Genomic DNA, 25371 nt, shown 5'->3' on the forward strand with positions numbered 1-25371 from the left:
AGCGCGCGAAAGGTGCGCGGCGGACGTGTCGCCGCGGCGTAGCGTGACGCCGTGCCCGCCCCCGCGCTCCCGGCCCCCGCCCCGCTCCCGCCGCCGGTTCCGCCGCCGACGCGCGGCGGAGCCGTCCCGGCCCTCGCCCTGCTGGGCGCCTGCCACCCCCTGCCGGCGGCCGCCGTGACCCTCTTCGCCGCCGTCCTGGCGGCCGCCGCCGGAAGGGGCCCCGCCGGTACCGCGCTGACGGCCGCCGCCGTGGGCGCCGGACAGCTCTCGGTGGGCTGGTCCAACGACCGGGCCGACCAGCGGCGCGACCGGGCCGCCGGCCGCCGCGACAAACCACTGGCCACGGGCGCCGTGCCGGCCGCCCGCGTGAGCGGCGCCGCCGCCGGCGCGCTGCTGCTGTGCGTGCCGCTGTCCCTGGCCGCCGGGCTCCTCGCGGGCGCCGCGCACCTCGTCGGCGTAGCGGCCGCCTGGGCGTACAACCTGCGCCTCAAGGGCACGGCCGCGTCCTGGTTCCCGTACGCCCTGGCCTTCGGGCTGCTCCCGGCCTTCGTGACGCTCGGCCTGCCCGGCCGGCCCTGGCCGCCGCCCTGGCTGACCGGCGCCGCCGCCCTGCTCGGCGCGGGCGCGCACTTCGCCAACGTGCTGCCCGACATCGCCGACGACCTCGCCACCGGGGTGCGGGGCCTGCCCCAGCGCCTCGGCACCCGCCGCTCGGCGGCCCTGGCCGCCGCCCTCGTCCTCGCCTCGACGGCCGCCCTGGTGCTGGGCCCGCCCGGCCCTGCGGGCCCGTACGGCTGGGGGCTGCTCGCGCTGACCGGCGTCCTGCTCGCCCTCACGGGGCGGGCGTCCGGCCGGATCCCCTTCCTCGCCACGATGGCGGTCGCGGGGGCCGACGTCCTGCTGCTCCTGGCCCGGGGCGCGGGCCTGCGCTGAGGTCCGCGGGCCCCGCCCGGTCAGACGCGGGTACGGGTCCACTCCAGCAGCTGCTCCTGCGGCCAGGTGTTCACCACCCGGCCGCCGTCCACCCCGCACTCCACGGCCCGTTCGCAGCCGACGATCTGCCAGTCCAGCTGGCCCGGGGCGTGCGCGTCGGTGTCGACGGCGAAGAAGGTGCCCGCCGCCACGGCGAGGCGCAGCAGCCGCCGGGGCGGATCCAGCCGCTCGGGCCGGCTGTTGATCTCCACGGCCGTGCCGGACTCCGCGCAGGCCGCGAACACCCGCTCGGCGTCGAAGGCGGACTCCGGCCGGGTCCGGCCCGTCACGAGGCGTCCCGTGCAGTGCCCGAGGACGTCCATCAGCGGGTTGCGCACCGCGGTCAGCAGCCGGCGCGTCATCGCAGGGGCCTCCATCCGCAGCTTGGAGTGGACGGAGCCCACCACCAGGTCGAGCCGGTCCAGCAGCTCGGGCTCCTGGTCGAGCGAGCCGTCGGGGAGGATGTCGCACTCGATGCCGGTCAGCAGCCGGAACGGCGCCCAGGAGGCGTTCAGCTCCGCCACCACCAGCAGCTGTTCGCGCAGCCGCTCCGGGGACAGGCCCCGGGCGACCGTCAGGTGCGGCGAATGGTCGGTGAGCACCGCCCACTCGTGGCCCAGCGCGGCGGCGGCCCGCCCCATCGCCTCGATCGGGCTCCCGCCGTCCGACCAGTCCGAGTGCACGTGGCAGTCCCCGCGCAGGGCCGCGCGCAGCGCCACGGCGGCGGGGTCGGGCGGCGGCCCCTCGGGCATCGCGGCGGCCTCGTCCTCCAGACGCAGCAGGTACTGCGGGACGGCCCCGGTCAGGGCCTCCCGGACCACCTGGGCGGTCTTCGGCCCGATGCCCTTCACCGCTTCGAGGGAGCCGGACGCGGCCCGCTCGGCCGTCTCCCGTTCACCCATCCGGGTGAGCGCGGCGGCCGCCGTGCGGAAGGCCCGCACGCGGTACGTGGGAGCCTGCGCGCGCTCCAGCAGGAAGGCGATCCGGTCCAGCGCCGCCACGGGGTCCACGGGCCCACCTCCTCCCGGGCCAGTGTCGCAACGCGCCGCCCGGTCCGCGACCGGCGCCGGGGGTCAGGGCGTGGAGGTGAGCGTGAACAGGGCCCCGTCGGGGTCGCGCAGGGCGATCGAGCGTTCCGTCGGCGTGGTGGTGAACACCGAGACGGTGCGGCCGCCGAGGCCGAGGGCCGCCTCCACGGCCTCGTCCAGGTCGGGGACGCGGAAGTGGACGTGCCAGCGCGGCCGGGTGTGCGGGGTGTAGGCGCCCGGTTCCACGGGCCCGCTGTTCAGCCGGGCGACCGGTTCGCCGCCCTGGCGCAGCACGACCTGCTCCTCCTCGTAGGAGACCTCGCAGCAGCCGGGGCGGCCCGTCGCCCACTCCAGCACCTCCCCGTAGAACAGCGCGGCGTCGAAGGCGTTGCGGGTGCGCAGTTCCAGCCAGGCCGGGGCCGGTCCCCTGCCGACCCGCCAGCCGGCGGCCACGGGCCCCGCCCAGATCCCGAACACCGCCCCGTCGAGGTCGGCGACCAGCGCGGCGCGGCCGCCGGCCGGGAAGGACACCGGGCCCACCGCGACCGTGCCGCTGCGCTCGCGGATCCTGCTCGCCGCGACGTCGGCGTCGTCGACGGCGAAGTAGGGGGTCCAGGCCACGGGCACCGCCAGGTCGGCGGCCAGCGCCCCGATCCCGGCGACCGGTACGCCGTCCAGGACGGCCACCGAGAACCCCTCGCCGAGCCGGGTCGCGGGCCGGAAGGTCCAGCCGACGACCGTCCCGTAGAAACGCTGGGAGGCCTCCAGATCGCGGGCCATCAGGCTCACCCAGCAGGGGGCCCCGAAGACGTCCTTCGCAGAAATTGCCACAGCACAAGAAGTAGCGTCCGCCGCCCCCCGCCGCCCCGCAGGCGCGCCCGCAGGTCATCACCACCAGTAGGCGGGGTACCTCGGAGCCTTGCGGCGGATGCGGGAGCCGGCGTAGCCGGTGAGGACGAGGAGCACGGTGGAACCGAACAGCAGGGGCACGAACCGGGCGGGCGCCGGGGCCTGCAGGACGGTGACCACGGCGGTGGCCACCGCCGGCGAGTGCGGGGTCCGGGCGAGGGTGAGCAGGGCGAGGGTCAGCCCGGCCGCGACGGCCGCGGCCCAGCCGCTGCTGCCGGCCGCGGCGAGGACGCCGTAGCCCGCGGCGGCGCCGATCAGGTGGCCGACGACCACGCCGCGCGGCTGGGCCAGCGGCAGGGTGGGGGCGCTGTGCACCAGGGCGGCGCTGGCGGCGAGCGGGGGTATCAGCACCGGCTCGTGGATCATCGCGCCGATCGCCACGAGGGCCAGCAGGACGGTCGTCGCCGCGCTGACGCTGTGCACGGCGGCGGCCGCGCTGGGCCGGGCCGGGGCCCGGAGCGCGGCCGGCCGCGGGGCGGCCGCGGCGGGCGGGACGTCCGGGCCGGGCTCGGCGTGCGGGGCGGCTTCGGGGCGCGGGGCGGTGGCGGTCGCCGGGCGGGAGTTCATGGCAGGGCGGATTCCGGGGCAGGGGACGGTACGGGCGGGACCGGCGGGGGAGCCGGACCGGACCCGGTGATCCACCTCCGGCCCGGCCTCGCGTCCGTTCCGTGTGCGGCCGGCGCAATCCGGACCCGACCCTACCGTTCACCCGTACGATCCCCGTGACGGGGGTCGAGGGCGCCGGTGCCGTGGGCCCCCGACGGGTGGGAACGCGGGAGCGGGCAGGGACGGCGGGAAGGGCCGGCATGACGACACGACCGGAAGCCGCGAGCGGGGTCCCGGCGGACCTCGACGCGGTCATCGCGCACGCCCCCGACGACGCGGCCGGGGCGCTCTGGCGGCTGACCGGAGCCGCGCGGGACCTCGACTCGGAGCTGACCCGGCTCCGCCCCGGCGCCGTCCTCGCGGAGCCCGCCGGGGCCGCCCCCGGCGTCCTGCTCGTGGTCGTGAGCGGCAGCGGGCGCATCGACACCGGGGACGGCCCGCACGAGCTGCGCCCGCACGCGGCGGCGTGGCTCGCTCCGGGGCCGGGCCGCCCGCTCGTCGCGGGCCCGCAGGGGATGGCGTACCTGACCGTGCGGGCCCGGCGTCCCGGGCCGGACGGCGGCGCCGGCCAGCCGCCCACCGCCGCGGTGCCCGCCGGGATCCCCGCCGTGACGTCCTCCGGGGGCTTCGCCGAGGGCGGTGAGTCGGCTTGCCTGCTGCACCGGGTCTGCCCCGACTGCGGACGCCTGGCGGGCGAGTCCGGCGCCCGCTACTGCTCCCGCTGCGGCGCCGGGCTCCCGGACTGACTCCGGGACGGCGGGAGGCCCCCCGGGCCGGAACCCGGGAGGCCGAGCCCGGCCGTGGCGGCCGGGGCCGGATCAGAAGCCGCAGCCCGTGACCCACTTGTGCGAGGAGATCCGGTCGTTCCACTCCCACGGGATGTTGCCGCGGGCGCCGTTCGGCGCACAGGTGGAGGCGCCGCCGTAGTTGATGTTCTCGTAGACGCGGACGTCGCCGAGGCTGCCGGAGTAGCCGTTGTTCCAGTAGGCCGAGGCCTTGTCGTTCATGTTGTAGCCGCCGCCGGCGCCACAGGTGCGCCAGTCGGCGTCGTTGCCGCTCCAGCCGCAGCGCGCGCCGCCCTCGTTGGTGTTCTCCCACACCCAGTAGTTGCCGTCGGCCGCCACCCCGGAGGCGTCGGCCGGGGTCGCGGAGGCGGTGGCGAGCATCGAGGGGAGCGCGAGCAGCGGGAGCGCGAGCGCGCAGGCCAGCATCGTCGTACGGAACTTACGCATGGGGTCCTCCTGGAGAGTCGGTACTCGGTGTGGTGCCATCGGGCTTTCCGGGGGTGCCGGTCGTTCCGGTCGTTCCGGTCGTTCCGGCTTTTTCGGACGCTCGGGTCGGCGCGGTCCCTCCGGCCGCGTCATCGGGTCGGTCGGACGGGGGGACGACGCGCTCCGCCTCCGGGAGCGCGGCGTTCTGGAGCCTTCGCCGCAGGTCGACGTCGCCGCGGTGGCGCGCGCGGAACTCATCGCCGTAGGAGAGGTCCAGAGCGTGGGAGACCCGGCTCAGGGCGGTGCCGGTGGCACAGGTCGCCTCGGCGACCGCGAGCGCGCTCTCGGCCGCGTCGGCCCGGTCCGGCGGCAGTTCCCGCGCGAAGGCGGCCGCCGCGGCCCGGGAATCGTCGGGGGAGCCGTAGGGGCGGCCCGCCGCCCGCATGCACGCCGCCCACGCGCCGACCGCCTCCGCGTACCGGGGGTCCGCGCGGACCTTCGCCTCCTGCGCGGGGCGGATGTTCATCGTGACGACCTTGACGCGGAACCAGGCGGCCAGGTCCCCGTACAGGGAGCGCTCCGCCCGGGCGATGCAGCCGTCGGGGCTCGCCGTGAGCGTCGTGCCGGTCGGGGCGGTGGCCGTCAGGCCCACGGGTGAGGCCCCCATGAGCGCCGTCCGGGCGGCCGCCCGTCCGCGCGCCGACAGGCCGTGGAAGTACCGCTGGTTGGGATCCGCCAGCCGCGCCGCCTCGGCCGCCCGGTCGTCCCGGCCGCCGTAGCCGTGGGCCCGCGCCCACTCCACGTCGTCCAGCCCGTACGGGAACGAGCGCTGCGCCGGCGGGGGCTCGGTCACGGCGTAGCGGAACCCGCGGTTCGCCATACAGCGGCCGATCAGGACCTGTTCGGCCCGCTCCAGCAGCCGGGACTGCCCCGCCGTGGGCTCCACTGCGGCCGGGCCGGCCGCCCCGCCCCCCGGGCCGGGACCCCGGGCGGTCCGGCCGTCCGTCCCGCACCCCGTCAACGCGGCCAGTGCCACCGCCGCCGCCAGGGCGGCCACCGCCCCCCGTCGTGTCCGTGCCATCCGTGCGGCCCTCCTCTCCGGTCCGTGCCCGGCGTCCGGTCCCGGCGCCGCGACCCAGGTGTAGCCGCCATCCGTTGTTCGCCGTCGGCGCCCTGGCAGCGAACAAACAATTGCTGAACAATCCACCCCGGACCGCAGAAAAGGGGCCTGGTGGAAGGGGCTGTGCATGGCACGCAAGGAACGCCCGCTGGAGGGCGGGGAAGGGCCCCTGCTGGAGTTCGCCACCGCCCTGCGCAGACTGCGCCACGAGGCCGGGTCCCCGCCCTACCGCGACCTGTCGGCGCGCGCCCACTACTCGGTGGCGACCCTGTCCGGGGCCGCCGCCGGCCGCCGGCTGCCCAGCCTGGACGTGACCCTGTCCTACGTCCGTGCCTGCGGCGGCGACCCGGGGGAGTGGGAGCGCCGCTGGCACGCGGCCGCCGTGGAACTGGCCGTCGAGGGCCTGGCACCCCCCGCGGCGGGGGCCGGCCCCCTGGGCGCCGGTCCGGCCGGGGAGGACGCGCGGGGGCTCCCGTACGTGGGGCTCGCCGCCTTCCGCGCCGAGGACGCCGGACTCTTCTTCGGCCGCGAGCGCCTCGTCGACGACCTCGCCGCCGCCCTGGCGCGGCACCGCGTCGTGGCCCTCGTCGGTGCCTCCGGAGCCGGCAAGTCCTCCCTCCTGCACGCCGGTCTGCTGCCCCGGCTGCGCGCCGACGCCCCCGCGGCCGCCGTCGGCGTGCTCACCCCCGGACCGCGACCCCTGGACCGGGCCCGCCAGGCGCTCGACGGGCACGAGGCGCCCGACTGCGCCGAACGGGTACTGATCGTGGACCAGTTCGAGGAGGTCTTCACCGTGTGCGCGGACGCCGCCGAACGCGCCGCCTTCGTGTCCCTGCTCGCCGGCGCCGCCCGGCGGCCCGGCTCCGGCTGCCGGGTGGTGCTCGGCGTGCGCGCCGACTTCTACGCGCACTGCACCCGCCACCCCGAACTCGTCGAGGTGCTCCGCGAAGCCCAGGTCGTCGTCGGCCCCATGAGCGCCGCCGAGCTGCGCCGCGCCGTGGTGGAACCGGCCCGCCGGGCCGGTCTCACCGTCGAAGGGGCCCTCCAGGCCACCCTCGTGGCGCACGCCCACGGCCAGATCGGCGCGCTGCCCCTGCTCTCCCACGCCCTGCTGGAGACCTGGCGCCGGCGCCGGGGCGCGGCGCTCACCCTCGACGGGTTCCATGCCGCCGGGGGCTTCGAAGGGGCCCTCGCCCAGTCCGCCGAGGCCCTCCACGCCTCCCTCACCACCCGCCAGCAGGCCCTGGCCCGGCAGCTGTTCGTCCACCTCATCGCCCTCGGCGAGGGCACCGAGGACACCAAGCGGCCGGTCGCGCGCGCCGAGTTCGGCCAGGATCCGGACAGCCGCGCCGTCCTCGCCCGCGCCGCCGCCCTGCGCCTGCTGACCCTGGACCAGGGCGTCGTCGAGCTCACCCACGAGGCCCTCATCCGGGCCTGGCCCCGGCTGCGCGGCTGGATCGGCGACGACCGCGAACGGCTGCGCCGCCACCGCCAGCTCGCCGAGGCCGCCCGCGCCTGGGAGGGAGTGCGCCGCGACCCCGGCGCGCTGCTGCGCGGCACGCGGCTCGCCCTGGCCCGCGAGATCGCCGCCCCGCCCGCCCTCGGGCTCAGCGCCGCCGAACGGGAGTTCCTCGACGCCAGCGCCGCCGCCGAAGCCGCCGCCGGCAAGCGGGCCCGGCGCCGCACCCGCCGGCTGCGCTGCCTGATCGCCACGCTCGCCGCCGTCGCCGCGGTGGCCGCCGTCGCCACCGGCAACGCCGTGCGCGCCGAAGGGGAGGTCACCCGGCAGCGCAACGACGCCGTCGCGCAGAACCTCGCCGAAACGGCCTCCGACCTGGTGGCCACCGCCACCGCGGGCGGCGCCGGATCCGGCCTCGCCGTCCAGCTGGGCCTGACCGCCCACCGGCTCTCGCCCACCTCCCGGACCCGCGACAGCCTCCTGTCGGCCCTGATGACCTCCCTCCCCGCGCACGACAAGGAGGTCGTCGCCCTCGCCTACCGCCCCGACGGCCGTCAGCTGGCCACCGCGAGCGGAGACCACACCGCCCGGCTGTGGCAGACCAGGGGTACCGCCCGGCCCACGCCCGTCGCCACCCTCACCGGCCACGCCGACGACCTGCGCGCCGTCGCCTACCGGCCCGACGGCCGCCTCCTGGCCACCGCGTGCGCCGACGGCACGGTCCGCCTCTGGGACGTCTCCGAGCCCGCCCGGCCCGCCGTGGAGGCCGAACTGCCCGCGCGCGGCGGGGACGTGCGCGCCGTCGCCTTCAGCCCCGACGGCCGGGCCCTGGTCACCGCCGGAGCGCGGGGCGGCGTACGGCTCTGGGACGTGAGCGGGCCCGGTGGACGTGAGCCCGCCGAGCCGGCGCTGATCACCGGACACCGCGACACCGTGCGGGCGGTCGCCTTCAGCCCCGACGGCAGGATCCTCGCCACCGCCGGGGAGGACCACACCGTCCGGCTGACCGCGGTGGGCGACCGGACGGCCCCCACCGCCCTGGCCGTCGTCACCGGCCACGACACCGCCGTGTTCTCCGTCGCCTTCAGCCCCGACGGCCACACCCTCGCCACCGCTTCGGGCGGCCGCACCCCGGTCCGCCTGTGGGACGTCACCGACCCGCGCCGGCCCGCCGCGCTGGCCACCCTGACCGGGCACACCGACGTGGTCGGCTCGGTCGCCTTCGGCCCCGACGGGCGCACCCTGGCCACCGCCAGCGACGACCGCACCGTCCGGCTGTGGAGCGTGCCCCCGGGAGGGCGGCCCGCCGCGCTGGCCACCCTGACCGGATTCACCACCGCCGTCGGCTCGGTCGCCTTCAGCCCCGACGGGGCCACCCTGGCCGCCGGCGGCTACGACAGCACCCTGCGGCTGGCCGGCACCGACCTCGGCCGGGCCGTGGCCGGGGCCTGCGCGCACACCGGCCCGCGGATCACGCGCGCGCAGTGGTCCTCGTACATGCCCTACCTGGACTACGCGCCGCCGTGCAGCGGCCTCGAACGCCCCTGACCCACCCCATCCCACTCCCCCCCCGGCAGACGGACCTGCGGCTCTGCGGGCGGAACTGGACGCGATCACCGTCCCCCGAGGCCGCCGCCCGCCCCCGGGAGGGGCCCGATTACCCCTGGTCGGCCGCGTTCGGCAGGATGAGGGCATGACCGAGATCCGCACCCCCCGCCTCATCCTGCGCCGCTGGAGCGACGACGACCTCGTCCCCCTGTCGGAGATCCACGCCGACCCGGAGGTGATGCGCTGGATCGGCGACGGCGGCGCCCTGGACCTGGACGGGACCGCCGAGGCCATCGAGCGCTGGGAAGAGGAGTGGGACGACGAGGGCTTCGGCGTGTTCGCCGTCGAACTCCTCGCCTCCGGCGAACTGATCGGCGCCGTCGGTCTGACCGTCCCCGACGGCCCGCCGGAGGTCGAGCACGGCGTGGCCGCCGTCTGGCGGCTGGGCCGGCCCTTCTGGGGCCAGGGCTACGCCTCCGAAGCGGCCCACGCCACCTTGGAGTTCGCCCTCCAGGACCGCGGCCTCGACCGCGTCGTCGCCGTCAACCGGTCCGGCAACGACGAGTCCGAGAACGTCATCCGCAAGCTCGGCATGAAGCAGGACGGCAACACCACCGACCCGGACTCCGGCGCCCTCCTCACCCTCTACAGCATCGACCTCACCGAGTACGAGGCCTGACCGGGCGCCGCCGCCCGCACCCCGGCGGCGCGCGCATCAGCCGATCGGACGACCCCCGGGTCCACCGGACCGCCCGCGGGAGGCCGCCGCCGGGCCGACCGTCCGGCGCCCCGGCCGGGGCCAGCATGGGAGCGGGGCCGGGAACGGGCGGGCACAGGGACGCGCCGCACCGCCCGCCCCGGACCGGAGGAACCGTGAACCCGCACGACCGCACCCTGCTGGACGCCGCCGCCCGCGGCGACGAGGACGCCGTACGCGCCGCCCTCGCCGCCGGAGCCGCCGTCGACGCGCGCGACGACTCCCTGCGCACCGCCCTGCTGCTCGCCGTGCTCGGCGACCACACCGGTGCGGCCGGGGCCCTGCTGGACGCCGGCGCCGACCCCGACGCCGCCGACTCCCGCGCGCAGACCCCCTGGCTGGCCTGCGGGGTCACCGGCGGCGTCCGCATGATGCGGCTGCTCCTGGCCGCCGGCCCCGACCTGCGCAAACCCAACCGCTTCGGCGGCACCGCGCTGATCCCGGCCGCCGAGCGCGGCCACACCGGCTACGTCCGGGCCGTCCTGGCCGAGACCGCCATCGAGGTGGACCACGTCAACCGGCTCGGCTGGACCGCCCTGCTGGAAGCCGTCATCCTCGGCGACGGCGGCCCCCGCCACGCCGAGACGGTCGCGCTGCTGCTCGCCGCCGGAGCGGATCCCGCGCTGGCCGACCACGAGGGCGTGACCGCGTACGAGCACGCCGTGCGGCGCGGCTTCGAGGGGATCGCCCGGCTGCTGCGAGACGCCCCGGCTCCCGGGCGGGAGGCCGGCCGGTGAACCGCCGCCGGGCCCGCAGGCCCCGTACCGCGCTCGCCGCCCTGACCGGGGCGCTGCTGCTGGCGGCCTGTACGGGCGGCGCCCCGGCCGCGGGGCCCGCGGCCCCCTCCGCCGCACCGCGCCCCACGGCCCCCGCCGGCGCGCCCACCGCCCCGGGGACGGTGCTCGTCGCGGACTTCGGCGCCGACACCGTCACCTTCGTCGACCCCGTACGCGGCCCCCTGGCGGCCGTCACCGTCGGCCGGGCCCCGTACGGGCTGGCCGTCGGCGCCGACGGCCGCGCCTGGGTGGCCACCGCGGAGGGCGTCGCGGTCGTCGACACCCGTACCCGGGTGCGGACGGCGCTGGTCCGCTACCGGACGGACACCGGACCGGTCCGGGACGGCGAGTACCGGGGCGGCGGGATGGGCATCGCGCTGTCCCCGGACGGCGCCCGCGCCTACGTCGGCGTGAACGTGCCCGGCGGCAACGGGGTCCTGGAGGTCATCGACACGGCGCGGGCCGTGGTCACCGCCACCGTCCCGGTGGGCCGGCGGCCCTTCGACGTGGACGTGGCGCCCGACGGCTCCGAGGTCTACGTCACCGGACACGACTCCTTCGACATCACCGCCGTCACCGCCGCCGGGGCCGGCCCGCTGCGGCCGCGCCGCATCGAGGTGGCCCCGTACGGCACCGAGGGCGGCCTCGGCTCCTGGCTGAAGCCGCACTACGCGGCGGTCCGCCCGGCCGACGGGATGCTGCTGCTCCCGTTCGAGGGGGAGCGGCTGGCCGTGGTCGACCCGCGCACCGGGCGCACCACCGTGGAACGGATGACGGCCGACACCCACCAGCACGGCGCCGCGCTCACCCCCGACGGCCGCCTCCTGGTCGTCGGCACGGGCGCCGTCGACCCCTCGGACGGCGAGGGGCCGTCCCTGACCGTCCGCGCCCCGGACGGCACCGAACGCGTGATCCCGCTGGAGGGACCCCACGAGGACGTGGCCGTCTCCCGGGACGGGAGCACGGCGTACGTGACCGGGGGCTTCACCCGCGACGGGTACTGGAACGGCATCACGGTCGTCGACCTCGCCGCGGGCACCACCCGACGGCTGGCGGCGGGCGACCGCCCGCTGGGCGTGGCCGTCCTGTGAGGTCAGCCAAAAGTCAGCCTTTGGTAAGCCATAAGCTCCGGTTATGAGGTCATAACCAGGGGGCGGGTGCCGGGTTAGGGTGGCCTTAGTTTAGGGTTCTCTTGATCAGTCAGATTGTCGGTCGAAGGGAACCCAGTCATGCCTCGCCCTCTGCGGGTAGCAATCGTCGGTGCCGGCCCCGCCGGTATCTACGCGGCCGACGCGCTGCTCAAGTCCGAGGCGGCCGTCGCTCCCGGTGTGTCCATCGACATCTTCGAGCGGATGCCCGCCCCCTTCGGACTGATCCGGTACGGGGTCGCCCCCGACCACCCCCGCATCAAGGGCATCATCACCGCCCTGCACCAGGTGCTCGACAAGCCCCAGGTCCGCCTGTTCGGCAACGTCGACTACCCGGGCGACATCTCCCTCGACGAGCTGCACGCCTTCTACGACGCCGTGATCTTCTCCACGGGCGCCACCGCCGACCGCGCGCTCAGCATCCCGGGCGTCGAGCTCGACGGCTCCTACGGCGCCGCCGACTTCGTCTCCTGGTACGACGGCCACCCCGACGTCCCGCGCACCTGGCCGCTGGAGGCCGAGAAGGTCGCCGTCCTCGGCGTCGGCAACGTCGCCCTCGACGTGGCCCGCATCCTCGCCAAGACCGCCGAGGAACTGCTGCCGACCGAGATCCCGGCCAACGTCCACGACGGCCTGAAGGCCAACAAGGCCCTCGAGGTCCACGTCTTCGGCCGGCGCGGCCCGGCGCAGGCCAAGTTCAGCCCGATGGAGCTGCGCGAGCTCGACCACTCGCCCAACATCGAGGTCATCGTCAACCCCGAGGACATCGACTACGACGAGGGCTCGATCGCCACCCGCCGCTCCAACAAGCAGGCGGACATGGTCGCCAAGACCCTGGAGAACTGGGCGATCCGCGACATCGGCGAGCGCCCCCACAAACTGTTCCTGCACTTCTTCGAGTCCCCGTCGGAGATCGTCGGCGAGGACGGCAAGGTCGTCGGCCTGCGCACCGAGCGCACCGAGCTCGACGGCACGGGCAACGTCAAGGGCACCGGCCGGTTCACCACCTGGGACGTGCAGTCGGTCTACCGGGCCGTCGGCTACCTCTCCGACGAACTGCCCAAGCTCCCCTGGGACGTGGAGTCGGGCACGGTCCCGGACGAGGGCGGCCGCGTCATCGAGAACGGCGAGCACCTGGCCTCGACGTACGTGACGGGCTGGATCCGGCGCGGCCCGATCGGCCTGATCGGCCACACCAAGGGCGATGCCAACGAGACGGTCGCCAACCTGCTGGCCGACCACGCCGGGGGCCGGCTGCCCGCCCCCGCGACCCCTGAGCCCGAGGCGGTCGAGGCCTTCCTCACCGAGCGGCAGGTCCGCTTCACCACCTGGGAGGGGTGGTACAAGCTGGACGCCGCCGAGAAGGCACTCGGCGAGGCGCAGGGCCGCGAGCGCGTGAAGCTCGTGGAGCGCGAGGAGATGCTCGGCGCCAGCGGCGCGTGAGCGGACGAACGGGGCCCGCCGGACGACGGCGGGCCCCGTTCGCGCGTCCGGGCCCGGCGGTTCCCCGCGCCGGGCGCCCGGATCAGTCGGCGATCGAGGTGAGCTTCTTCGTCTTCAGGTCGGCCTGCACGCGGAGCAGGGTGGTGTTGTCGCCGCTGCCGCCCCAGCTCAGGGTCACCGTGGCGTTGGTCTTGCCCGCCCCGCTCCCGGTGGACGTCACCTTCCACCCCACGGGTACGTTCTGCGCGCGCAGGACGCCGTTGGCGTGGTTGGCCTCCTCCCACTGCTTCAGCTCCTGCTGGAGGGGCTTGGAGAGGTAGAAGGAGCGCAGCTGGTCGGCCGTCTTGCCGTCACCGTCGTAGACCGCGTCGATGTAGGAGCCGTAGAAGTCGGCGATCCGGTTGAAGGCGCCCTCGGGGCTGCCCGACACGGACTGCGGAGCCGCGGCGGTGGCCGAGGTGCCGGTGACGAGGGCGAAGGAGAGGGCCGCCAGGCCGGCGGTGGCCGCGAGGGCGAAGGAGGTGGCGCGCTTGGTCGGGAGTTTGGACATCGGTCGGAACCTTTCCCCGTGGTGGTGCTGCCCGCCGGCAGGTACCCGGCGCTGCCCTGGACGACGGGAGCGCACCGTCATCCGGTTCTCCGCGTAGGGGAAATGGCCGAAATTCGCTCGTACGGAGGAATCCGAAATCCCGGAGTCAGGTCACCGGAATGCGCCGGGCGGCCGGGTGGTTCGCACAGACGCGATATCCGACTCCGCACGCACTGGAGAGCTCATGAAGATCGGCATCATCGGCGCCGGCAACATCGGCGGCAACCTCACGCGCCGGCTCACCGCCCTCGGACACCAGGTCAGCGTCGCGAACTCGCGCGGTCCCGAAACCCTCGCCGCCCTCGTCGAGGAGACCGGTGCCACCGCCGTCACCGTCTCAGAGGCCGCCCGGGGCGCCGAGGTCGTCGTGGTGACCGTCCCCCTCAAGAACGTGCCCGACCTGCCCGCCGGACTCTTCGACGGGGCCGCCGACGGCTTCGCCGTCATCGACACGGGCAACTACTACCCGCGCGGGCGCGACGGGCGCATCGCCGCGATCGAGGACGAGGGCCTGACCGAGAGCCGCTGGACCGAACGGCACCTCGGACACCCCGTGATCAAGGCCTTCAACGGCACGTACGCCGCCGACATCCTCGACCGCCCGCGCCCGGCCGGCGACCCCGGCCGCATCGCCCTGCCGGTCGCCGGTGACGACGAGGCCGCCAAGAAGACCGTCCGCGCCCTGATCGACGAGATCGGCTTCGACACCGTCGACGCGGGCGGCCTCGACGAGTCCTGGCGCCAGCAGCCCGACACGCCGGTCTACGGGCTGCGCGCGGGGGTCGCGGAGGTCACCCGGGCCCTGGCCGAGGCCTCGCCGGTCCGGACGGAGGAATTCCGCGGCTGACGCCCTTCGGCCAGGGGTGTTAACGCTCCGCGTACACCCGTTTTCGCTGTGCTACGGTGCAGCTCAGTTGCAGGTGTGGTTCCCCATATTTCAAGCGCGGCCGTCGGATTCCGTCCGACGGGAGCACTTTTTATTTCCGGATGCTTTCGGACAGGGTCAATCAACACGGCGACGCCGGCGTCGCACAGTGCGGCCCCGGGTACAGCCCCGAAGGAGAATCCATATGGCATCCGGCACCGTGAAGTGGTTCAACGCGGAAAAGGGTTTCGGCTTCATCGAGCAGGACGGCGGCGGCGCCGACGTGTTCGCCCACTACTCGAACATCGCCACCCAGGGCTTCCGCGAGCTTCAGGAGGGCCAGAAGGTGAACTTCGACGTCACGCAGGGCCAGAAGGGCCCGCAGGCCGAGAACATCGTGCCCGCCTGACGCCGAGCGCAACAGAGAGCCGGGGCCCGCACCGAACGGTGCGGGCCCCGGCCCGTTGTCCCCGGGCGCCTACCGGCGGTCCCGGCCCACCCGGCAGACTGTCCGGCGTGACGACACTGAGCAAAGGCGCCAACCTGCCGGTCCCGGCCTCCTCCGTCAGCGTTGTCCTCGGCTGGCGGCCCGGACCGGGCGTGCCGGACGTGGACGCGTCCGCCCTGCTGCTGGCGGCCGGCGGCCGGGTGCGCTCCGACGGCGACTTCGTGTTCTACAACCAGCCGGTGCACGCCCGCGGCGCCGTGCGCCACCGCGGCAAGCGGCCCGGTGCGGACACGCTGGAGGTGAACCTCGCCGCCCTGGAGCCGGAGGTGGAACGCGTCGCGCTCTGCGCCTCCGCGGACGGCGGCACCTTCGGGCAGGTGCCCGGACTGCACCTGCGGCTGCTCGACGCGGCCTCGGGGGCGGAGATCGCCCGCTTCGACATGAGCGCCGGGCCCGAGACGGCCTTCGTGAGCGGGGAGCTCTACCGGCGGGCGGGCGTCTGGAAGTTCCGGGCCGTGGGCCAGGGGTACGCGAGCGGGCTCGCGGGGCTGGCGACGGACTTCGGGATCACCGTGGACGACGAACCGCCCGCGCGGACGGCCCCGGCCCCCGGCCCGCCGCCGCCGGTGCGGGCCCCGGCGCCCGCGCCCGCCCCGTGGCCCTCGCCCGCCCCGGTCACCGCCCCCGTCGCCCCGGCGCCGCCGCCGCCGGCCGGCGGCGTCCGGATGACCAAGGGGGAGGAGCGGCTGCCCGCCGACATGCGCGGCCGGCTCTCGCTGCGCAAGCAGCAGGTGGCCGTCAGCCTGGAGAAGAACGGCGCGGCCGGGGTGACGGCCCGGGTGATCCTCGTCCTCGACGCCTCGGGTTCGATGGCCGCGCTCTACTCGCGGGGCACCGTCGCTTCGGTCGTCGAGCGGATGGCGGCCGTCGCCGCGCAGCTCGACGACGACGGAGAGGTGCAGGCGTGGACCTTCGCCAGCAACCCCGCCCGGCTGCCCGACCTCGTCATCGGTGACCTCCCGGAGTGGCTCCGACTGCACGTGCGCGTCGGCCAGATGAGTCTCTTCGGTCGCCGCAAGCCGGCCCGGGGCCTGCTGCCGGGCCAGATCGACATGCGCGAGGTCGGATTCCAGAACGAGGAGCAGAAGGTGATCGCGGAGGTGCGCGCCTACGTGCGCGCACACCCGGTGGCCGTCCCCACCCTCGTGCTGTTCTTCTCCGACGGCGGCGTCCACCGCAACGCGGAGATCGAGCGGGAACTGCGGGAGGCCGTGGAGGAGCCGGTGTTCTGGCAGTTCGTCGGCCTGGGCCGGTCCGGGTTCGGAGTGCTGGAGCGCTTCGACACGATGACCGGGCGCCGGGTCGACAACGTCGGCTTCTTCGCCGTCGACGACATCGACCGGCTGTCCGACGCGGAGCTGTACGACCGGCTGCTCTCGGAGTTCCCCTCCTGGACGCGCGATGCCCGGCGGGCGGGCATCCTGCGCTGAACTGCCCCCCGCCGCGCGGCGGACGGACGGATCCGGGGCGGCCCGGACCCTTGACCGGATGGTTGGTCCAGACCAATCATGGGGCGTCCGTCCGTTCGCTCGCGCCCCACCGGGAGCTTCGTTGAGACACCTTTCGCGTTCCGCCGTCCGTCCGCGTCCCCTGCGCTCCTTAGCGGCGGCGTTCGCCACCCTCGGCGCCTGTGCCGGGCTCCTCGTCGCGGCGGGCGCGGGTCCCGCGCAGGCCGCGCCGACCCCCCTGCCCGCGCACGTCTTCGCCCCGTACTTCGAGGCGTACTCCTCCGACAGTCCGGCCGACCTGGCGCAGAAGTCCGGCGCCCGCTACCTGACCATGGCCTTCGTCCAGACCGAGGCCAAGGGGTCCTGCACCCCGTACTGGAACGGCTCCACGTCCCAGCCCATCGCCTCCTCCGTCTTCGGCGCCGACTTCGCCACCCTGCGCTCGCGCGGCGGCGACGTCATCCCCTCCTTCGGCGGCTACGCGGCCGACAACGGCGGCACCGAGATCGCGGACAGCTGCACCAGCGTCGACTCGATCGCGGCCGCCTACCAGAAGGTGATCACGACCTACGACGTGACCCGCCTGGACATGGACATCGAGGACAACTCCCTGACCAACAAGGCCGGGATCGACCGCCGCAACCAGGCGATCAAGAAGGTGCAGGACTGGGCCGCCGCGAACGGCCGTCCCCTCCAGGTCTCCTACACCCTCCCGACCACCACGAGCGGTCTCGCGAGCAGCGGCCTGGCCGTCCTCAAGAGCGCGAAGACGGCCGGAGCCCAGGTCGACGTCGTCAACCTGATGACCTTCGACTACTACGACGGCGCCGCCCACAACATGGCGAACGACACGAAGAGCGCCGCCACCGGCCTCTACGACCAGCTCGCCGCCCTGTACCCCGCCAAGACCCCCGCCCAGCTGTGGGGCATGATCGGCGTCACCGAGATGCCCGGCATCGACGACTACGGGCCCGCCGAGACGTTCACCACGGCCGATGCCACCGCGGTCTACGACTGGGCCGTAGCCAAGGGCCTGGGCACCCTCTCCTTCTGGGCGCTCCAGCGCGACAACGGCGGCTGCCCCGGCACCGGGGGCTCCGACACCTGCTCCGGCATCGCCCAGGACCCCTGGTACTTCACCCACACCTTCGCCCCCTTCACCCGGGACGGCGGGCCGGTCGCCAACGACTTCTCGGTGTCCGTCGCACCCGGCTCCGCCTCCGTCGCGCCCGGCGGAAGCACCACCGCCACCGTCTCCACCCAGGTCACCTCCGGTACGGCGCAGCCCGTCGCGCTGACGGTCACCGGCGCCCCCGCCGGAGTCAGCGCCTCGGTCGCGCCCGGCTCGGTCACCGCGGGCGGCACGGCCCGGCTGAGCGTCACCGCCGCCGCCTCGGCCGCGCCCGGCACGTACGCGCTCTCCGTCACCGGGACCGGCGGCGCGCTCAGCCACTCCGCCGCCTTCACCCTGACCGTCTCCGGCCCGGGCGGCGGCAGCGGCGCACTCGTCAACGGCGGCTTCGAGAGCGGCTCGCTCGGGCCGTGGACCTGCGAGGGCGGCGGCTCCGTCGTCACCTCCCCCGTGCACGGGGGGACGTACGCCGTCCAGGGCACCCCGGCCGGTGACCGCACCGGGGAGTGCGCGCAGAGCCTGACCCTGGCTCCCAACACCGCCTACACGCTCAGCGGCTGGGTCCAGGGCAGCTACGCCTACCTCGGCGTGCGGGGCGGCGCGAACGCCAGTACGTGGACCAGCTCGGCCGGCTGGACCAAGCTGAGCGTGCCCTTCACCACCGGCGCCTCCGGGACGGTCACCGTCTACCTGCACGGCTGGTACGGCCAGGGCGCCGTCCACGGCGACGACTTCGCCGTGAGCTGACCCGCCCCCGGTGACCCGTCACCGCCGGGCCGCCCGCCGCGCGATGCGGCGGGCGGCCCGGTGCGGCTACGCCGCGTGGCCGCCGTCGACCGAGAACTCGGCGCCCGTGACGTAGGCGCCCCCGTCCCCGGCGAGGAAGGCGACCATGTCCGCGATCTCCTCGGGCCGGCCGAACCGGCCGAGGGCGGTCATCGCGGCCTGAGGGTCCGCGTACGGGCCGTCCGCCGGGTTCATGTCCGTGTCGACCGGACCCGGGTGGACGATGTTCGCGGTGATCCGGCGCCCGCCGAGCTCACGGGCCAGCGCCTTGGTGAGGCCCGTCAGCGCCGACTTGCTCATGGCGTACAGGGTCCCGCCCGGCCCGGGCACGCGCTGGGTCATGCAGCTGCCGATGGTGATGATCCGGCCGCCCGCGCCCATCCGGCCCGCCGCGGCCTGGGAGGCCAGGAACACGCTCCGCACGTTGACCGCGAGGACGCGGTCGACCTGCGCCAGGGTGAGGTCCTCCAGCGGGCCGAGCACGCCGACGCCCACGTTGTTGACGAGCACGTCGAGCCGGCCGAGGGTGTCGGCCGCCCAGTCCACGACGCCCGCCGCGTCACCCGCCCCGCCCGCGTCCGACCGGGCCGCGACGGCCCGGCGGCCCAGCGCCTGGATCTTGCCGAGCACGGCCTGCGCGGCCTCCTCGTCGGCGGCGTAGGTGAACGCCACGTCGGCGCCCGCCTCCGCCAGGCGCAGCGCGGTGGCCGCGCCGATGCCCCGGCTGCCGCCCGTGACCAGAACCGTCTTGCCGTTCATGTTCCGCTCCTCATGTCCGCTTCGTTGGTTGCGGTTTCAATGAAATGCGGAACGGATCACCGGCGCTGGCGGGAATCCGACCTGGCGTTCGCGACCCCCGTTTACCCGTTCGGCCCAGTGCGCCGCCCGTGTGGTCGCGGGCCCTCCGGGTGATGGATAGCCTCACAGAGGTTTCACACGAGGGGGAGGAACACCCGAGACGGGAGCCACCGTGAAGTCCATACCGCGCAGCCGCTGTGCCCGGGGCGTCGCCGCAGTCCTGCTGTCCACCGCCCTGCTGGGCGCCGGAACCGCCGGCGCCTTCGCCGCCGCCACCCCCAAACCCTCCGCCACCCCGAGCGCGAGCCCGGCCGGCCAGATCACCGTCAAGGCCGACAAGTCCGAGGTGAAGGCCGGTGACGAGGTCACCTTCACCGGCCGGACCAAGGGCCTGAAGGTCGGCAGCAAGCTGGTGCTCCAGCACAACAACAAGGGCAAGTGGACGACGCTCCAGTCGAACACCACCGTCAAGAACGGCAGCAGCTACTCCCTCAAGGGCAAGCTCAACACCAAGGGCAAGGAACAGCTGCGCGTGATGGGCGACGACGACACGATCTCCCCGACGGTCGTCGTGAACGTCAAGTGACCCGCCGCCCGTGGGCCCCGGCCGCCGTGCCGCCGGGGGCCACGGGCGCGCCCGGCCCCGGTCCGGCGCTCCCCGATAGGCTCGCCACCACCGCCCGGGACCTCAGCGTCCCGCCCGCGGCACGGACCCGAGGGAAGGAACGCCGCATGCCCGGCCCCGCCGACATCCGCATCCTGCGCGCCGAAGGGCGCCCGGCGGTGCCCTGGAGGAACGGCGGGGGAGTGACCCGCGAGATCGCCGCCCGGCCCGAGGGCGCGGGCACCGACGGCTTCGACTGGCGGATCAGCCTCGCCGAAGTGGCCGCCGACGGCGCCTTCTCCGAGTTCCCCGGCGTCGACCGGACGCTCACCCTGGCCGAGGGCGCGGGCATGGACCTCAGCATCGGCGGCGAACACCGCCTCGTCGACGAGCGCTACGCCCCCCGCGACTTCCCGGGCGACGTGCCGACCGGCTGCCGGCTGCTCGAAGGGCCCGTCGTGAACTTCAACGTGATGTACCGGCGGGCGGGCACCCGGGTGCGGACCGCCGTCGTCCGGGGCGAACTCGCCCTCGACGTCGGGCCGCAGGAGGTCCTGCTGGTCTGCGCCCTGGACGGACCGGCCGTCCTCGGCGCCGAGCCGGGGCCGGCCGCCGTCCTCGGACCGTACGACGCGGCCCTGTTGACCGGGCCGGCCGGCGTCCCGCTGCGCGCCGAGGGCCACACGGCCGTGGTCCGGCTGGCCGTGGAGCCGGCCGGCCGGTGACGCACCGCCGGGGGCGGGTGGCGGGCGGCGCCGCCGGACGGGCAGAATCGAACGATGCGCACCACAGAGTCCGGGGCCGACCCCTTCGAGGAACACCGCGGGCTGCTGTTCGCCACCGCCTACCGCATGCTCGGCACCGTCACCGACGCCGAGGACATCGTCCAGGACGCGTGGCTGAGCTGGCACAAGGCCGACCGGTCCGAGGTGCGCCACCCCAAGGCGTACCTCGTGCGCACCGTCACCAACCTGTCGCTGAACCGGCTGACCTCCGCCCGCGCGACCCGCGAGGAGTACGTCGGCCCCTGGCTCCCCGAGCCGCTGCTCACCTCGCCCGACATCGCACAGGAACGGGAGCTCGCCGAGAGCGTCTCCACGGCGATGCTGGTCGTCCTGGAAACCCTCACGCCGGTGGAACGCGCGGTGTTCGTCCTGCGCGAGGTCTTCGGGTACGCGCACGCCGAGATCGCCGGGTTCCTGGACCGCCCCGAGCCCGCGGTCCGGCAGATCTCGCACCGGGCGCGGCGGCACGTCGCCGCCCGGCGGCCGCGCCACGACACCGACGCCGCGCAGCGGGAGGAGGTCACGGCCCGCTTCCTGAGCGCCTGCGCCGGGGGAGACCTCAACGCCGTCCTGGAGCTGCTGGCCCCCGACGTCACCGCCTGGTCGGACGGCGGCGGCAAGGTCAGCGCCGCCCGCCGGCCGCTGCACGGGCCCGACCACGTGGCCCGCTGGCTGCTGGGCGTGCTCGCCAAGAGCGCCACAGGGGGCTTCACCGTCGTCCCCGCCGTCATCAACGGCGAGCTGGGCGTGCTCGGTCTGGTGGGGGACGTGCCCCTCGGAGCGATCACCTACGACCTGGCGGACGGCCTGGTCCAGAACCTCCGCCTCCAGGTCAACCCGGACAAACTGGCCGGCCTGCGCCCCGCCGCCGGCCGGGCCTGAGCCGGCCCGGGGCGGGGCCGGCCCGGGCCGGGGCGCGGAAATCCCGGTGCGCGGGGCCGGGAGCGCGCCCTACGGTGGTGGGATGAGCACCCGCACCTTCCGCATCACCGTCCGCGGCTTCTTCGACGACCTCAGCGCGGAGCAGCGCGCCGAGCTGACGGCCGCCGCACCCGAGCACGACCTGCTGCGGGCCACCTTCACCACCGAGGGACACCTCTCCTACGAGCTGGCCGCCCGCAACTCCTTCTCCTTCCGCTTCCTCGAATCCGGGGAGACGGAGGAGGACATCCTCGACGCCGCCGCCCGCGCGGAACTGGCCGCCGAGACCTGGCTGACGGACCGCGGGTACGGATTCAAGCGGCTGCGCTCCACGGCCGAGGACCTGTCCCTGGCCAAGCAGAGCAAGCGCCAGCGTCAGGCGGCAGCGCGCGAGACCCCCTGACCCCCTGACCATCACGTCCCCGCAGGCCTGCGACCTGCGGGGACGTGATGGACGGAGCGGCCCCCGGCAGCGTATGTTCCTTGCTCCGGCGCCCACCGAGGCGAGCGGTTCCCGTCCGTCGCACTGTCCGTGGGGGTCCTTCGTCATGTCCGCGTCCATCCGCCGGCCCGGATCCCGGCCGTCCCCGAGACTCGCGTTCCCCGGGGTGCCGCGCGCCCTCCTGGCCGTCGTGGTGGCGCTGCTGACGGCGGTCGCGCTGAGCGACCTGCTCGGCGTCTTCGCCGACGCGCGGAGCTACGTGCTGATCGAGGGGGACGGCGGCTTCGCCTTCGCCCCCGAGGGGGACTACGCGGCGGCCCGCCTCCTCGCCGACCGGGCGGGCCTGGTCCACGACATGGCCTTCGCACTGTGCGGACTCGTCTTCGTCCTCTGGTTCCACCGGATCCGCCGCCGCGCGGGGGTGCTCGCGCCGCAGGGCTTCACGGCGGGGCCCGGCTGGGCCATCGGATCCTGGTTCGTTCCGCTGGTGAACCTGTGGCGGCCGTACCGGATCGCCGTCGAGATGTGGGTGGCCTGCGTGCGGCCGGCCCCGGGGCCGGGCAAGCCGGTGCGGACCTCGTTGTGGCCGGTGAACCTGTGGTGGGGGCTGTTCGTCCTCACGGGGCTGTCGAGCGCCGCCACCCAGCGGCTCCGGGCGGGCGCGGGGAGCCTCGGGGAACTGCGGGCGGTCCTGGTGCCGCTGATGTTGCACGGGGTCCTGGAGACGCTCGCCGCCGCGGCCGCGATCCACTTCGCCGTCCAGCTGACGCGGGCGGTCCGCGGCGGCCCGGCCGGTGCTCAGACGGGAGCGCCCGTGAGGACCTCCACCACCCCGGTGTCGAGCGAGTAGTAGCCGCCGACCACGGCCAGGGACCCGTCCTTGACCAGGGGGGCGAGGTCCGCGTTGGCGCGCAGCTCGTCGGCGGTCAGGGCGATCTGCGCGCGGATCATCCGGTCGACCGGATCCGGGCCGCCCTCCTTGACCGCCACGTCGTACGCGGGCCGCAGGGCCTTCGAGAGGGCGTCCAGATTGCCCGGCAGGGTCGTGCCGTCGCGGGCCGCCTTGTACGCGGCGTCGATGGCGCCGCAGCGCTGGTGCCCGAGCACGAAGACCAGCGGCGTGCCGGAGGTGACCGGCCCGTACTCCACGGAGCCGGTGACCACCGGGCCCACCGCCTGCCCGCCCGTACGCAGGACGTACAGGTCGCCGAGGCCGGTGTCGAAGAGCAGCTCGGGCGCCACCCGGGAGTCGATGCAGGACAGGACCACCCCGAACGGCTCCTGCGTACGGGCGACCTGCTCGCGCCGGGTGGGATCGCGGTCGGGGTGCTGGAGGTTCCCCTCGACCCAGCGCCGGTTGCCCTCCATCAGCCGCGCGTACGCCCCGTCGGGGGTGCTCGGCCGGGGGTTGGGGGCGGCGGCCTCGGGGCGGGCCCGGCGGGAGGCGGACGGTGGGGGGCTCCCCACGGAGCAGGCCGACAGGGCGCCCGTGGCGAGGCCGAGGCCGCCGGCGAGCAGGGCCAGGCGGCGTGACGGTCCTGAGGTGTCCATCGCAAGTCCCTCCCGGTGCGCGGTGACGCTCCGGTGACTATCGGACGCGGACCGGCCGGAGCGGGCACAGGCGCGAGCGGGGGCCGCCGCGGTTACCACCGACGGCCCACACGGCCGGGCCTCACCCGTCGGGCAGCGGGCGGGCCTCCAGCGGATGGGCGGGTGCCTGGTGGCCGCCCGACGGCATCATGCGGACCTCGCCCTGGTCGCTGATCTCCGCGCGGACGATCCCGCTGGCATCGGCGTAGACCGGGTGGCCGCCCGGTCCGGCCGCGTCCGTGCGGTCGACCACCACAATGTCCTCGCCCGTTCCGCTCGCGGCGGGAAAGGCCAGCTCGTACCGTCTCACGCTCATCTGCACGCTCCCGTCGGTGGCCGCCCCCACGCCTCCCATCCTGGGCCGCCCCCGGTCTCCCCGCCCGTCGGAACCGCGCGGCGGCCTACGGCCCCTCCCGGCCCGGCGGACCGTAGCCGCGGGCGGCGGCGACCTCGGGGGCCAGGGCGCCGAAGGCACGGGCGGCGGCGCTCAGGTAGCCGCCGTCCCGGCGCAGCAGGCTGACCGTGCGCGGGGGCAGCGGCGGGGCCAGGCGGACGCGGGCCAGCCGGGGGTGGTCGTCGGTGACGGCGTCGGGCAGGACCGTGGCCAGTGGGGTCCGCTGGACCAGCTCGGTCAGCGCCTGCACGGAATTGGCCTCCACGGCGATGCGCGGCCGGACCCCGTGCGCCGCGAGGTACCCGTCGACGTGCGTCCGCGTGGCGAAATCCCCGCTCAGCAGCGCGAGCTGACGGTCCGCCAGAGCGGATACCGGGAGCGGGTCGGGCCCGGGCGGCGCGGGGGCGGCGGCGACCACCAGGCCCAGGGTTTCCGTGAACAGCCCGGTCGCGGCGATGCCCGGCGGGTGGGCGCCGTGGAAGGCGATGCCGAGGTCGGTGTCATCGGCCAGCAGGGCGGATTCGATGCGGTCCTGCGGCATCTCCCGCACCTCCACGGTGATGCCGGGGTGCGCCGCGTGCAGGGCCGCGAGCAGCGGCCCGAGGAAGTAGGCGGTGAACGTGGGGGTCAGCGCGAGGCGCAGATGGCCCCGGGTGAGGTCGGCGAGGTCGTGCACCGCGCGCTCGGCCGCCGCGAGGTCGCGCAGCGCCCGCCGCGCGTGCTCCGCGTAGACGGCGCCCGCGTCGGTGAGGCGCACCGCCCGCCCGCCACGGTCCAGCAGCTGCACCCCCACCGTCCGCTCCAGCTGCTTGATCTGCTGGGACAGGGTGGGCTGCGAGATCCGCAGCTCTTCGGCGGCGCGGGTGAAGCTGTGGTGCTCGGCGACCGCCAGCAGGTAGCGCAGGTGACGCAGTTCCAGGGCCATGGGAGCAACTATAGATGGCATCGATGGAAGGCATCGATTTCAGGTCTTGGACACTATGGCAGCTGGTCATGCATGGTGAATCAGGTCAGCCCCACGGGGTGGATCCCAGCAGAACGGGAGTGACCATGCACCACCTCACCGAGGGCGTCGAACGGTTCCGGCACGACGTCTTCCCCGCAAAGGCGGAGCTCTTCGCCGGGCTCGCCGCCACCCACCGTCCGAAGGCCCTGTTCATCGGCTGCTCGGACGCCCGCGTGGTGCCCGAGCTGATCACCCAGAGCGAGCCGGGCGAGCTGTTCGTCATCCGCAACGCGGGCAACCTCGTTCCCGCCCACGCGCCCGGCCCCGACGCGGTCGCGGCCGGCGTGGAGTACGCGGTCGCCGTCCTCGGCGTCACCGACGTCGTGGTCTGCGGCCACTCCGCCTGCGGCGCGATGACCGCGCTCGCCGAGGGCCACGACCTCGGCGACGCCCCGGCGGTCGCGGGGGGGGGGGGGGCCCCCGCCCCCCCCCCGGGCGCCCCCCCCCCCCGCCGGGCCGGCGGCGCCCCCCCCCCCCCCGGGGCGGCGGGGGGGGGGGGGGGGGGGGGGCCCCCCGACCCCCCCCG

The 25371-nt window shown here is 75.5% G+C and carries 26 protein-coding genes and 1 pseudogene; 17 read left to right on the forward strand and 10 right to left on the reverse strand.

The features are described 5' to 3' along the window. Positions 1-51 precede the first annotated feature (51 nt). On the forward strand, positions 52-933 hold the full coding sequence (locus tag ACGFXC_RS03835; RefSeq protein WP_393709135.1) for a UbiA family prenyltransferase: 882 nt from the start codon (positions 52-54) through the stop codon (positions 931-933). A 20-nt stretch (positions 934-953) separates the two neighbouring features. Here ACGFXC_RS03835 and ACGFXC_RS03840 read toward each other — a convergent pair whose 3' ends face one another. The 3 genes from ACGFXC_RS03840 to ACGFXC_RS03850 all read right to left on the reverse strand — a co-directional run bounded on the left by ACGFXC_RS03840 (position 954) and on the right by ACGFXC_RS03850 (position 3476). Then, positions 954-1982 (reverse strand): PHP domain-containing protein, encoded by a 1029-nt coding sequence (locus ACGFXC_RS03840; protein WP_393709137.1) that lies wholly within the window; start codon positions 1980-1982, stop codon positions 954-956. A 63-nt stretch (positions 1983-2045) separates the two neighbouring features. Next, on the reverse strand, positions 2046-2780 hold the full coding sequence (locus ACGFXC_RS03845) for a VOC family protein (protein ID WP_393709604.1): 735 nt from the start codon (positions 2778-2780) through the stop codon (positions 2046-2048). 108 nt (positions 2781-2888) lie between these two features. After that, on the reverse strand, positions 2889-3476 hold the full coding sequence (locus ACGFXC_RS03850; RefSeq protein ID WP_393709139.1) for an HPP family protein: 588 nt from the start codon (positions 3474-3476) through the stop codon (positions 2889-2891). 239 nt (positions 3477-3715) lie between these two features. Between ACGFXC_RS03850 and ACGFXC_RS03855 the strand changes: the two genes are divergently transcribed. Then, a complete protein-coding gene (locus ACGFXC_RS03855) occupies positions 3716-4261 on the forward strand; it encodes a hypothetical protein (protein WP_393709141.1) in 546 nt (181 codons plus the stop codon). A gap of 72 nt (positions 4262-4333) precedes the next feature. On the opposite strand, the gene ACGFXC_RS03860 is transcribed toward ACGFXC_RS03855, so the two are convergent. Next, entirely contained in the window at positions 4334-4747 is a 414-nt protein-coding gene (locus ACGFXC_RS03860; RefSeq protein WP_393709142.1) for a peptidase inhibitor family I36 protein, read from the reverse strand. Continuing rightward, the gene (locus ACGFXC_RS03865; RefSeq protein WP_393709144.1) at positions 4740-5807 is read right to left on the reverse strand and encodes a hypothetical protein; all 1068 of its coding nucleotides are present in this window, start codon (positions 5805-5807) and stop codon (positions 4740-4742) included. The genes ACGFXC_RS03860 and ACGFXC_RS03865 overlap by 8 nt, the downstream gene beginning before the upstream one ends. A gap of 166 nt (positions 5808-5973) precedes the next feature. On the opposite strand from ACGFXC_RS03865, the gene ACGFXC_RS03870 reads away from it, so the two are divergent. The 5 genes from ACGFXC_RS03870 (at position 5974) to ACGFXC_RS03890 (ending at position 12977) form a co-directional block, all read left to right on the forward strand. Beyond that, positions 5974-8853, forward strand: a complete 2880-nt coding sequence (locus tag ACGFXC_RS03870) for an XRE family transcriptional regulator (RefSeq protein WP_393709146.1) — start codon at positions 5974-5976, stop codon at positions 8851-8853. 145 nt (positions 8854-8998) lie between these two features. Then, on the forward strand, positions 8999-9532 hold the full coding sequence (locus ACGFXC_RS03875; RefSeq protein WP_393709148.1) for a GNAT family N-acetyltransferase: 534 nt from the start codon (positions 8999-9001) through the stop codon (positions 9530-9532). 194 nt (positions 9533-9726) lie between these two features. Next, positions 9727-10347, forward strand: coding sequence for an ankyrin repeat domain-containing protein (locus ACGFXC_RS03880; protein WP_393709149.1), 621 nt, complete (start codon positions 9727-9729; stop codon positions 10345-10347). Beyond that, positions 10344-11477 carry a hypothetical protein gene (locus ACGFXC_RS03885; RefSeq protein WP_393709151.1) on the forward strand — a complete coding sequence of 378 codons (1134 nt, stop codon included), beginning with the start codon at positions 10344-10346 and terminating at the stop codon, positions 11475-11477. Before ACGFXC_RS03880 ends, ACGFXC_RS03885 begins: the two co-directional genes overlap by 4 nt. A gap of 138 nt (positions 11478-11615) precedes the next feature. Next, on the forward strand, positions 11616-12977 hold the full coding sequence (locus ACGFXC_RS03890) for an FAD-dependent oxidoreductase (protein ID WP_393709153.1): 1362 nt from the start codon (positions 11616-11618) through the stop codon (positions 12975-12977). 82 nt (positions 12978-13059) lie between these two features. On the opposite strand, the gene ACGFXC_RS03895 is transcribed toward ACGFXC_RS03890, so the two are convergent. Further along, positions 13060-13527 carry a hypothetical protein gene (locus ACGFXC_RS03895; protein ID WP_393709154.1) on the reverse strand — a complete coding sequence of 156 codons (468 nt, stop codon included), beginning with the start codon at positions 13525-13527 and terminating at the stop codon, positions 13060-13062. 223 nt (positions 13528-13750) lie between these two features. Between ACGFXC_RS03895 and ACGFXC_RS03900 the strand changes: the two genes are divergently transcribed. The 4 genes from ACGFXC_RS03900 to ACGFXC_RS03915 all read left to right on the forward strand — a co-directional run bounded on the left by ACGFXC_RS03900 (position 13751) and on the right by ACGFXC_RS03915 (position 18266). Beyond that, positions 13751-14413, forward strand: coding sequence for an NADPH-dependent F420 reductase (locus ACGFXC_RS03900; RefSeq protein WP_393709156.1), 663 nt, complete (start codon positions 13751-13753; stop codon positions 14411-14413). A 223-nt stretch (positions 14414-14636) separates the two neighbouring features. After that, positions 14637-14840, forward strand: coding sequence for a cold-shock protein (locus ACGFXC_RS03905; RefSeq protein ID WP_030228921.1), 204 nt, complete (start codon positions 14637-14639; stop codon positions 14838-14840). Positions 14841-14947: 107 nt separating this feature from the next. Further along, the gene (locus ACGFXC_RS03910) at positions 14948-16369 is read left to right on the forward strand and encodes a VWA domain-containing protein (RefSeq protein WP_393709158.1); all 1422 of its coding nucleotides are present in this window, start codon (positions 14948-14950) and stop codon (positions 16367-16369) included. A 160-nt stretch (positions 16370-16529) separates the two neighbouring features. After that, positions 16530-18266 carry a carbohydrate binding domain-containing protein gene (locus ACGFXC_RS03915; protein WP_393709606.1) on the forward strand — a complete coding sequence of 579 codons (1737 nt, stop codon included), beginning with the start codon at positions 16530-16532 and terminating at the stop codon, positions 18264-18266. Positions 18267-18332: 66 nt separating this feature from the next. Here ACGFXC_RS03915 and ACGFXC_RS03920 read toward each other — a convergent pair whose 3' ends face one another. Continuing rightward, the gene (locus tag ACGFXC_RS03920; protein ID WP_393709160.1) at positions 18333-19064 is read right to left on the reverse strand and encodes an SDR family oxidoreductase; all 732 of its coding nucleotides are present in this window, start codon (positions 19062-19064) and stop codon (positions 18333-18335) included. 211 nt (positions 19065-19275) lie between these two features. Between ACGFXC_RS03920 and ACGFXC_RS03925 the strand changes: the two genes are divergently transcribed. The 5 genes from ACGFXC_RS03925 (at position 19276) to ACGFXC_RS03945 (ending at position 22705) form a co-directional block, all read left to right on the forward strand. Then, positions 19276-19689, forward strand: a complete 414-nt coding sequence (locus tag ACGFXC_RS03925) for a hypothetical protein (RefSeq protein ID WP_393709161.1) — start codon at positions 19276-19278, stop codon at positions 19687-19689. Positions 19690-19835: 146 nt separating this feature from the next. Continuing rightward, a complete protein-coding gene (locus tag ACGFXC_RS03930) occupies positions 19836-20432 on the forward strand; it encodes a HutD family protein (RefSeq protein ID WP_393709162.1) in 597 nt (198 codons plus the stop codon). Positions 20433-20486: 54 nt separating this feature from the next. Continuing rightward, on the forward strand, positions 20487-21374 hold the full coding sequence (locus ACGFXC_RS03935; RefSeq protein ID WP_393709164.1) for an RNA polymerase sigma-70 factor: 888 nt from the start codon (positions 20487-20489) through the stop codon (positions 21372-21374). 82 nt (positions 21375-21456) lie between these two features. After that, entirely contained in the window at positions 21457-21816 is a 360-nt protein-coding gene (locus ACGFXC_RS03940; protein WP_393709166.1) for a DUF6204 family protein, read from the forward strand. Between the two features lie 205 nt (positions 21817-22021). Beyond that, complete coding sequence (locus tag ACGFXC_RS03945) at positions 22022-22705, forward strand: DUF4328 domain-containing protein (protein WP_393709167.1); 684 nt, start codon at positions 22022-22024, stop codon at positions 22703-22705. Here the strand turns inward: ACGFXC_RS03945 and ACGFXC_RS03950 are convergent. The 3 genes from ACGFXC_RS03950 to cynR all read right to left on the reverse strand — a co-directional run bounded on the left by ACGFXC_RS03950 (position 22654) and on the right by cynR (position 24764). Beyond that, on the reverse strand, positions 22654-23406 hold the full coding sequence (locus ACGFXC_RS03950; RefSeq protein WP_393709168.1) for a carbonic anhydrase: 753 nt from the start codon (positions 23404-23406) through the stop codon (positions 22654-22656). The genes ACGFXC_RS03945 and ACGFXC_RS03950 overlap by 52 nt on opposite strands. A gap of 121 nt (positions 23407-23527) precedes the next feature. Further along, positions 23528-23761 carry a DUF6296 family protein gene (locus ACGFXC_RS03955; RefSeq protein ID WP_393709170.1) on the reverse strand — a complete coding sequence of 78 codons (234 nt, stop codon included), beginning with the start codon at positions 23759-23761 and terminating at the stop codon, positions 23528-23530. 85 nt (positions 23762-23846) lie between these two features. Then, entirely contained in the window at positions 23847-24764 is a 918-nt protein-coding gene (gene cynR / locus ACGFXC_RS03960) for a transcriptional regulator CynR (RefSeq protein WP_393709172.1), read from the reverse strand. A gap of 125 nt (positions 24765-24889) precedes the next feature. Here cynR and ACGFXC_RS03965 point away from each other — a divergent pair. Further along, positions 24890-25249: pseudogene (locus ACGFXC_RS03965) on the forward strand (carbonic anhydrase); the annotation flags it as partial. Between the last annotated feature and the right edge of the window lie 122 nt (positions 25250-25371).

The sequence above is a fragment of the Streptomyces sp. NPDC048507 genome (genome assembly GCF_043199995.1).
Lineage (GTDB): Bacteria > Actinomycetota > Actinomycetes > Streptomycetales > Streptomycetaceae > Streptomyces.

What these genes read in the sequence shown, in the direction of transcription:
- ACGFXC_RS03875 (WP_393709148.1), top strand. Translation starts at nt 8,999, where the DNA reads ATGACCGAGATCCGCACCCCCCGCCTCATCCTGCGCCGCTGGAGCGAC.
- ACGFXC_RS03905 (WP_030228921.1), top strand. Translation starts at nt 14,637, where the DNA reads ATGGCATCCGGCACCGTGAAGTGGTTCAACGCGGAAAAGGGTTTCGGC.
- ACGFXC_RS03870 (WP_393709146.1), top strand. Translation starts at nt 5,974, where the DNA reads ATGGCACGCAAGGAACGCCCGCTGGAGGGCGGGGAAGGGCCCCTGCTG.
- ACGFXC_RS03845 (WP_393709604.1), bottom strand. Translation starts at nt 2,780, where the DNA reads ATGGCCCGCGATCTGGAGGCCTCCCAGCGTTTCTACGGGACGGTCGTC.
- ACGFXC_RS03865 (WP_393709144.1), bottom strand. Translation starts at nt 5,807, where the DNA reads ATGGCACGGACACGACGGGGGGCGGTGGCCGCCCTGGCGGCGGCGGTG.
- ACGFXC_RS03860 (WP_393709142.1), bottom strand. Translation starts at nt 4,747, where the DNA reads ATGCGTAAGTTCCGTACGACGATGCTGGCCTGCGCGCTCGCGCTCCCG.
- ACGFXC_RS03850 (WP_393709139.1), bottom strand. Translation starts at nt 3,476, where the DNA reads ATGAACTCCCGCCCGGCGACCGCCACCGCCCCGCGCCCCGAAGCCGCC.
- ACGFXC_RS03900 (WP_393709156.1), top strand. Translation starts at nt 13,751, where the DNA reads ATGAAGATCGGCATCATCGGCGCCGGCAACATCGGCGGCAACCTCACG.
- ACGFXC_RS03935 (WP_393709164.1), top strand. Translation starts at nt 20,487, where the DNA reads ATGCGCACCACAGAGTCCGGGGCCGACCCCTTCGAGGAACACCGCGGG.
- ACGFXC_RS03955 (WP_393709170.1), bottom strand. Translation starts at nt 23,761, where the DNA reads ATGAGCGTGAGACGGTACGAGCTGGCCTTTCCCGCCGCGAGCGGAACG.
- ACGFXC_RS03930 (WP_393709162.1), top strand. Translation starts at nt 19,836, where the DNA reads ATGCCCGGCCCCGCCGACATCCGCATCCTGCGCGCCGAAGGGCGCCCG.
- ACGFXC_RS03895 (WP_393709154.1), bottom strand. Translation starts at nt 13,527, where the DNA reads ATGTCCAAACTCCCGACCAAGCGCGCCACCTCCTTCGCCCTCGCGGCC.
- ACGFXC_RS03920 (WP_393709160.1), bottom strand. Translation starts at nt 19,064, where the DNA reads ATGAACGGCAAGACGGTTCTGGTCACGGGCGGCAGCCGGGGCATCGGC.
- ACGFXC_RS03890 (WP_393709153.1), top strand. Translation starts at nt 11,616, where the DNA reads ATGCCTCGCCCTCTGCGGGTAGCAATCGTCGGTGCCGGCCCCGCCGGT.
- ACGFXC_RS03855 (WP_393709141.1), top strand. Translation starts at nt 3,716, where the DNA reads ATGACGACACGACCGGAAGCCGCGAGCGGGGTCCCGGCGGACCTCGAC.
- ACGFXC_RS03940 (WP_393709166.1), top strand. Translation starts at nt 21,457, where the DNA reads ATGAGCACCCGCACCTTCCGCATCACCGTCCGCGGCTTCTTCGACGAC.
- cynR (WP_393709172.1), bottom strand. Translation starts at nt 24,764, where the DNA reads ATGGCCCTGGAACTGCGTCACCTGCGCTACCTGCTGGCGGTCGCCGAG.
- ACGFXC_RS03950 (WP_393709168.1), bottom strand. Translation starts at nt 23,406, where the DNA reads ATGGACACCTCAGGACCGTCACGCCGCCTGGCCCTGCTCGCCGGCGGC.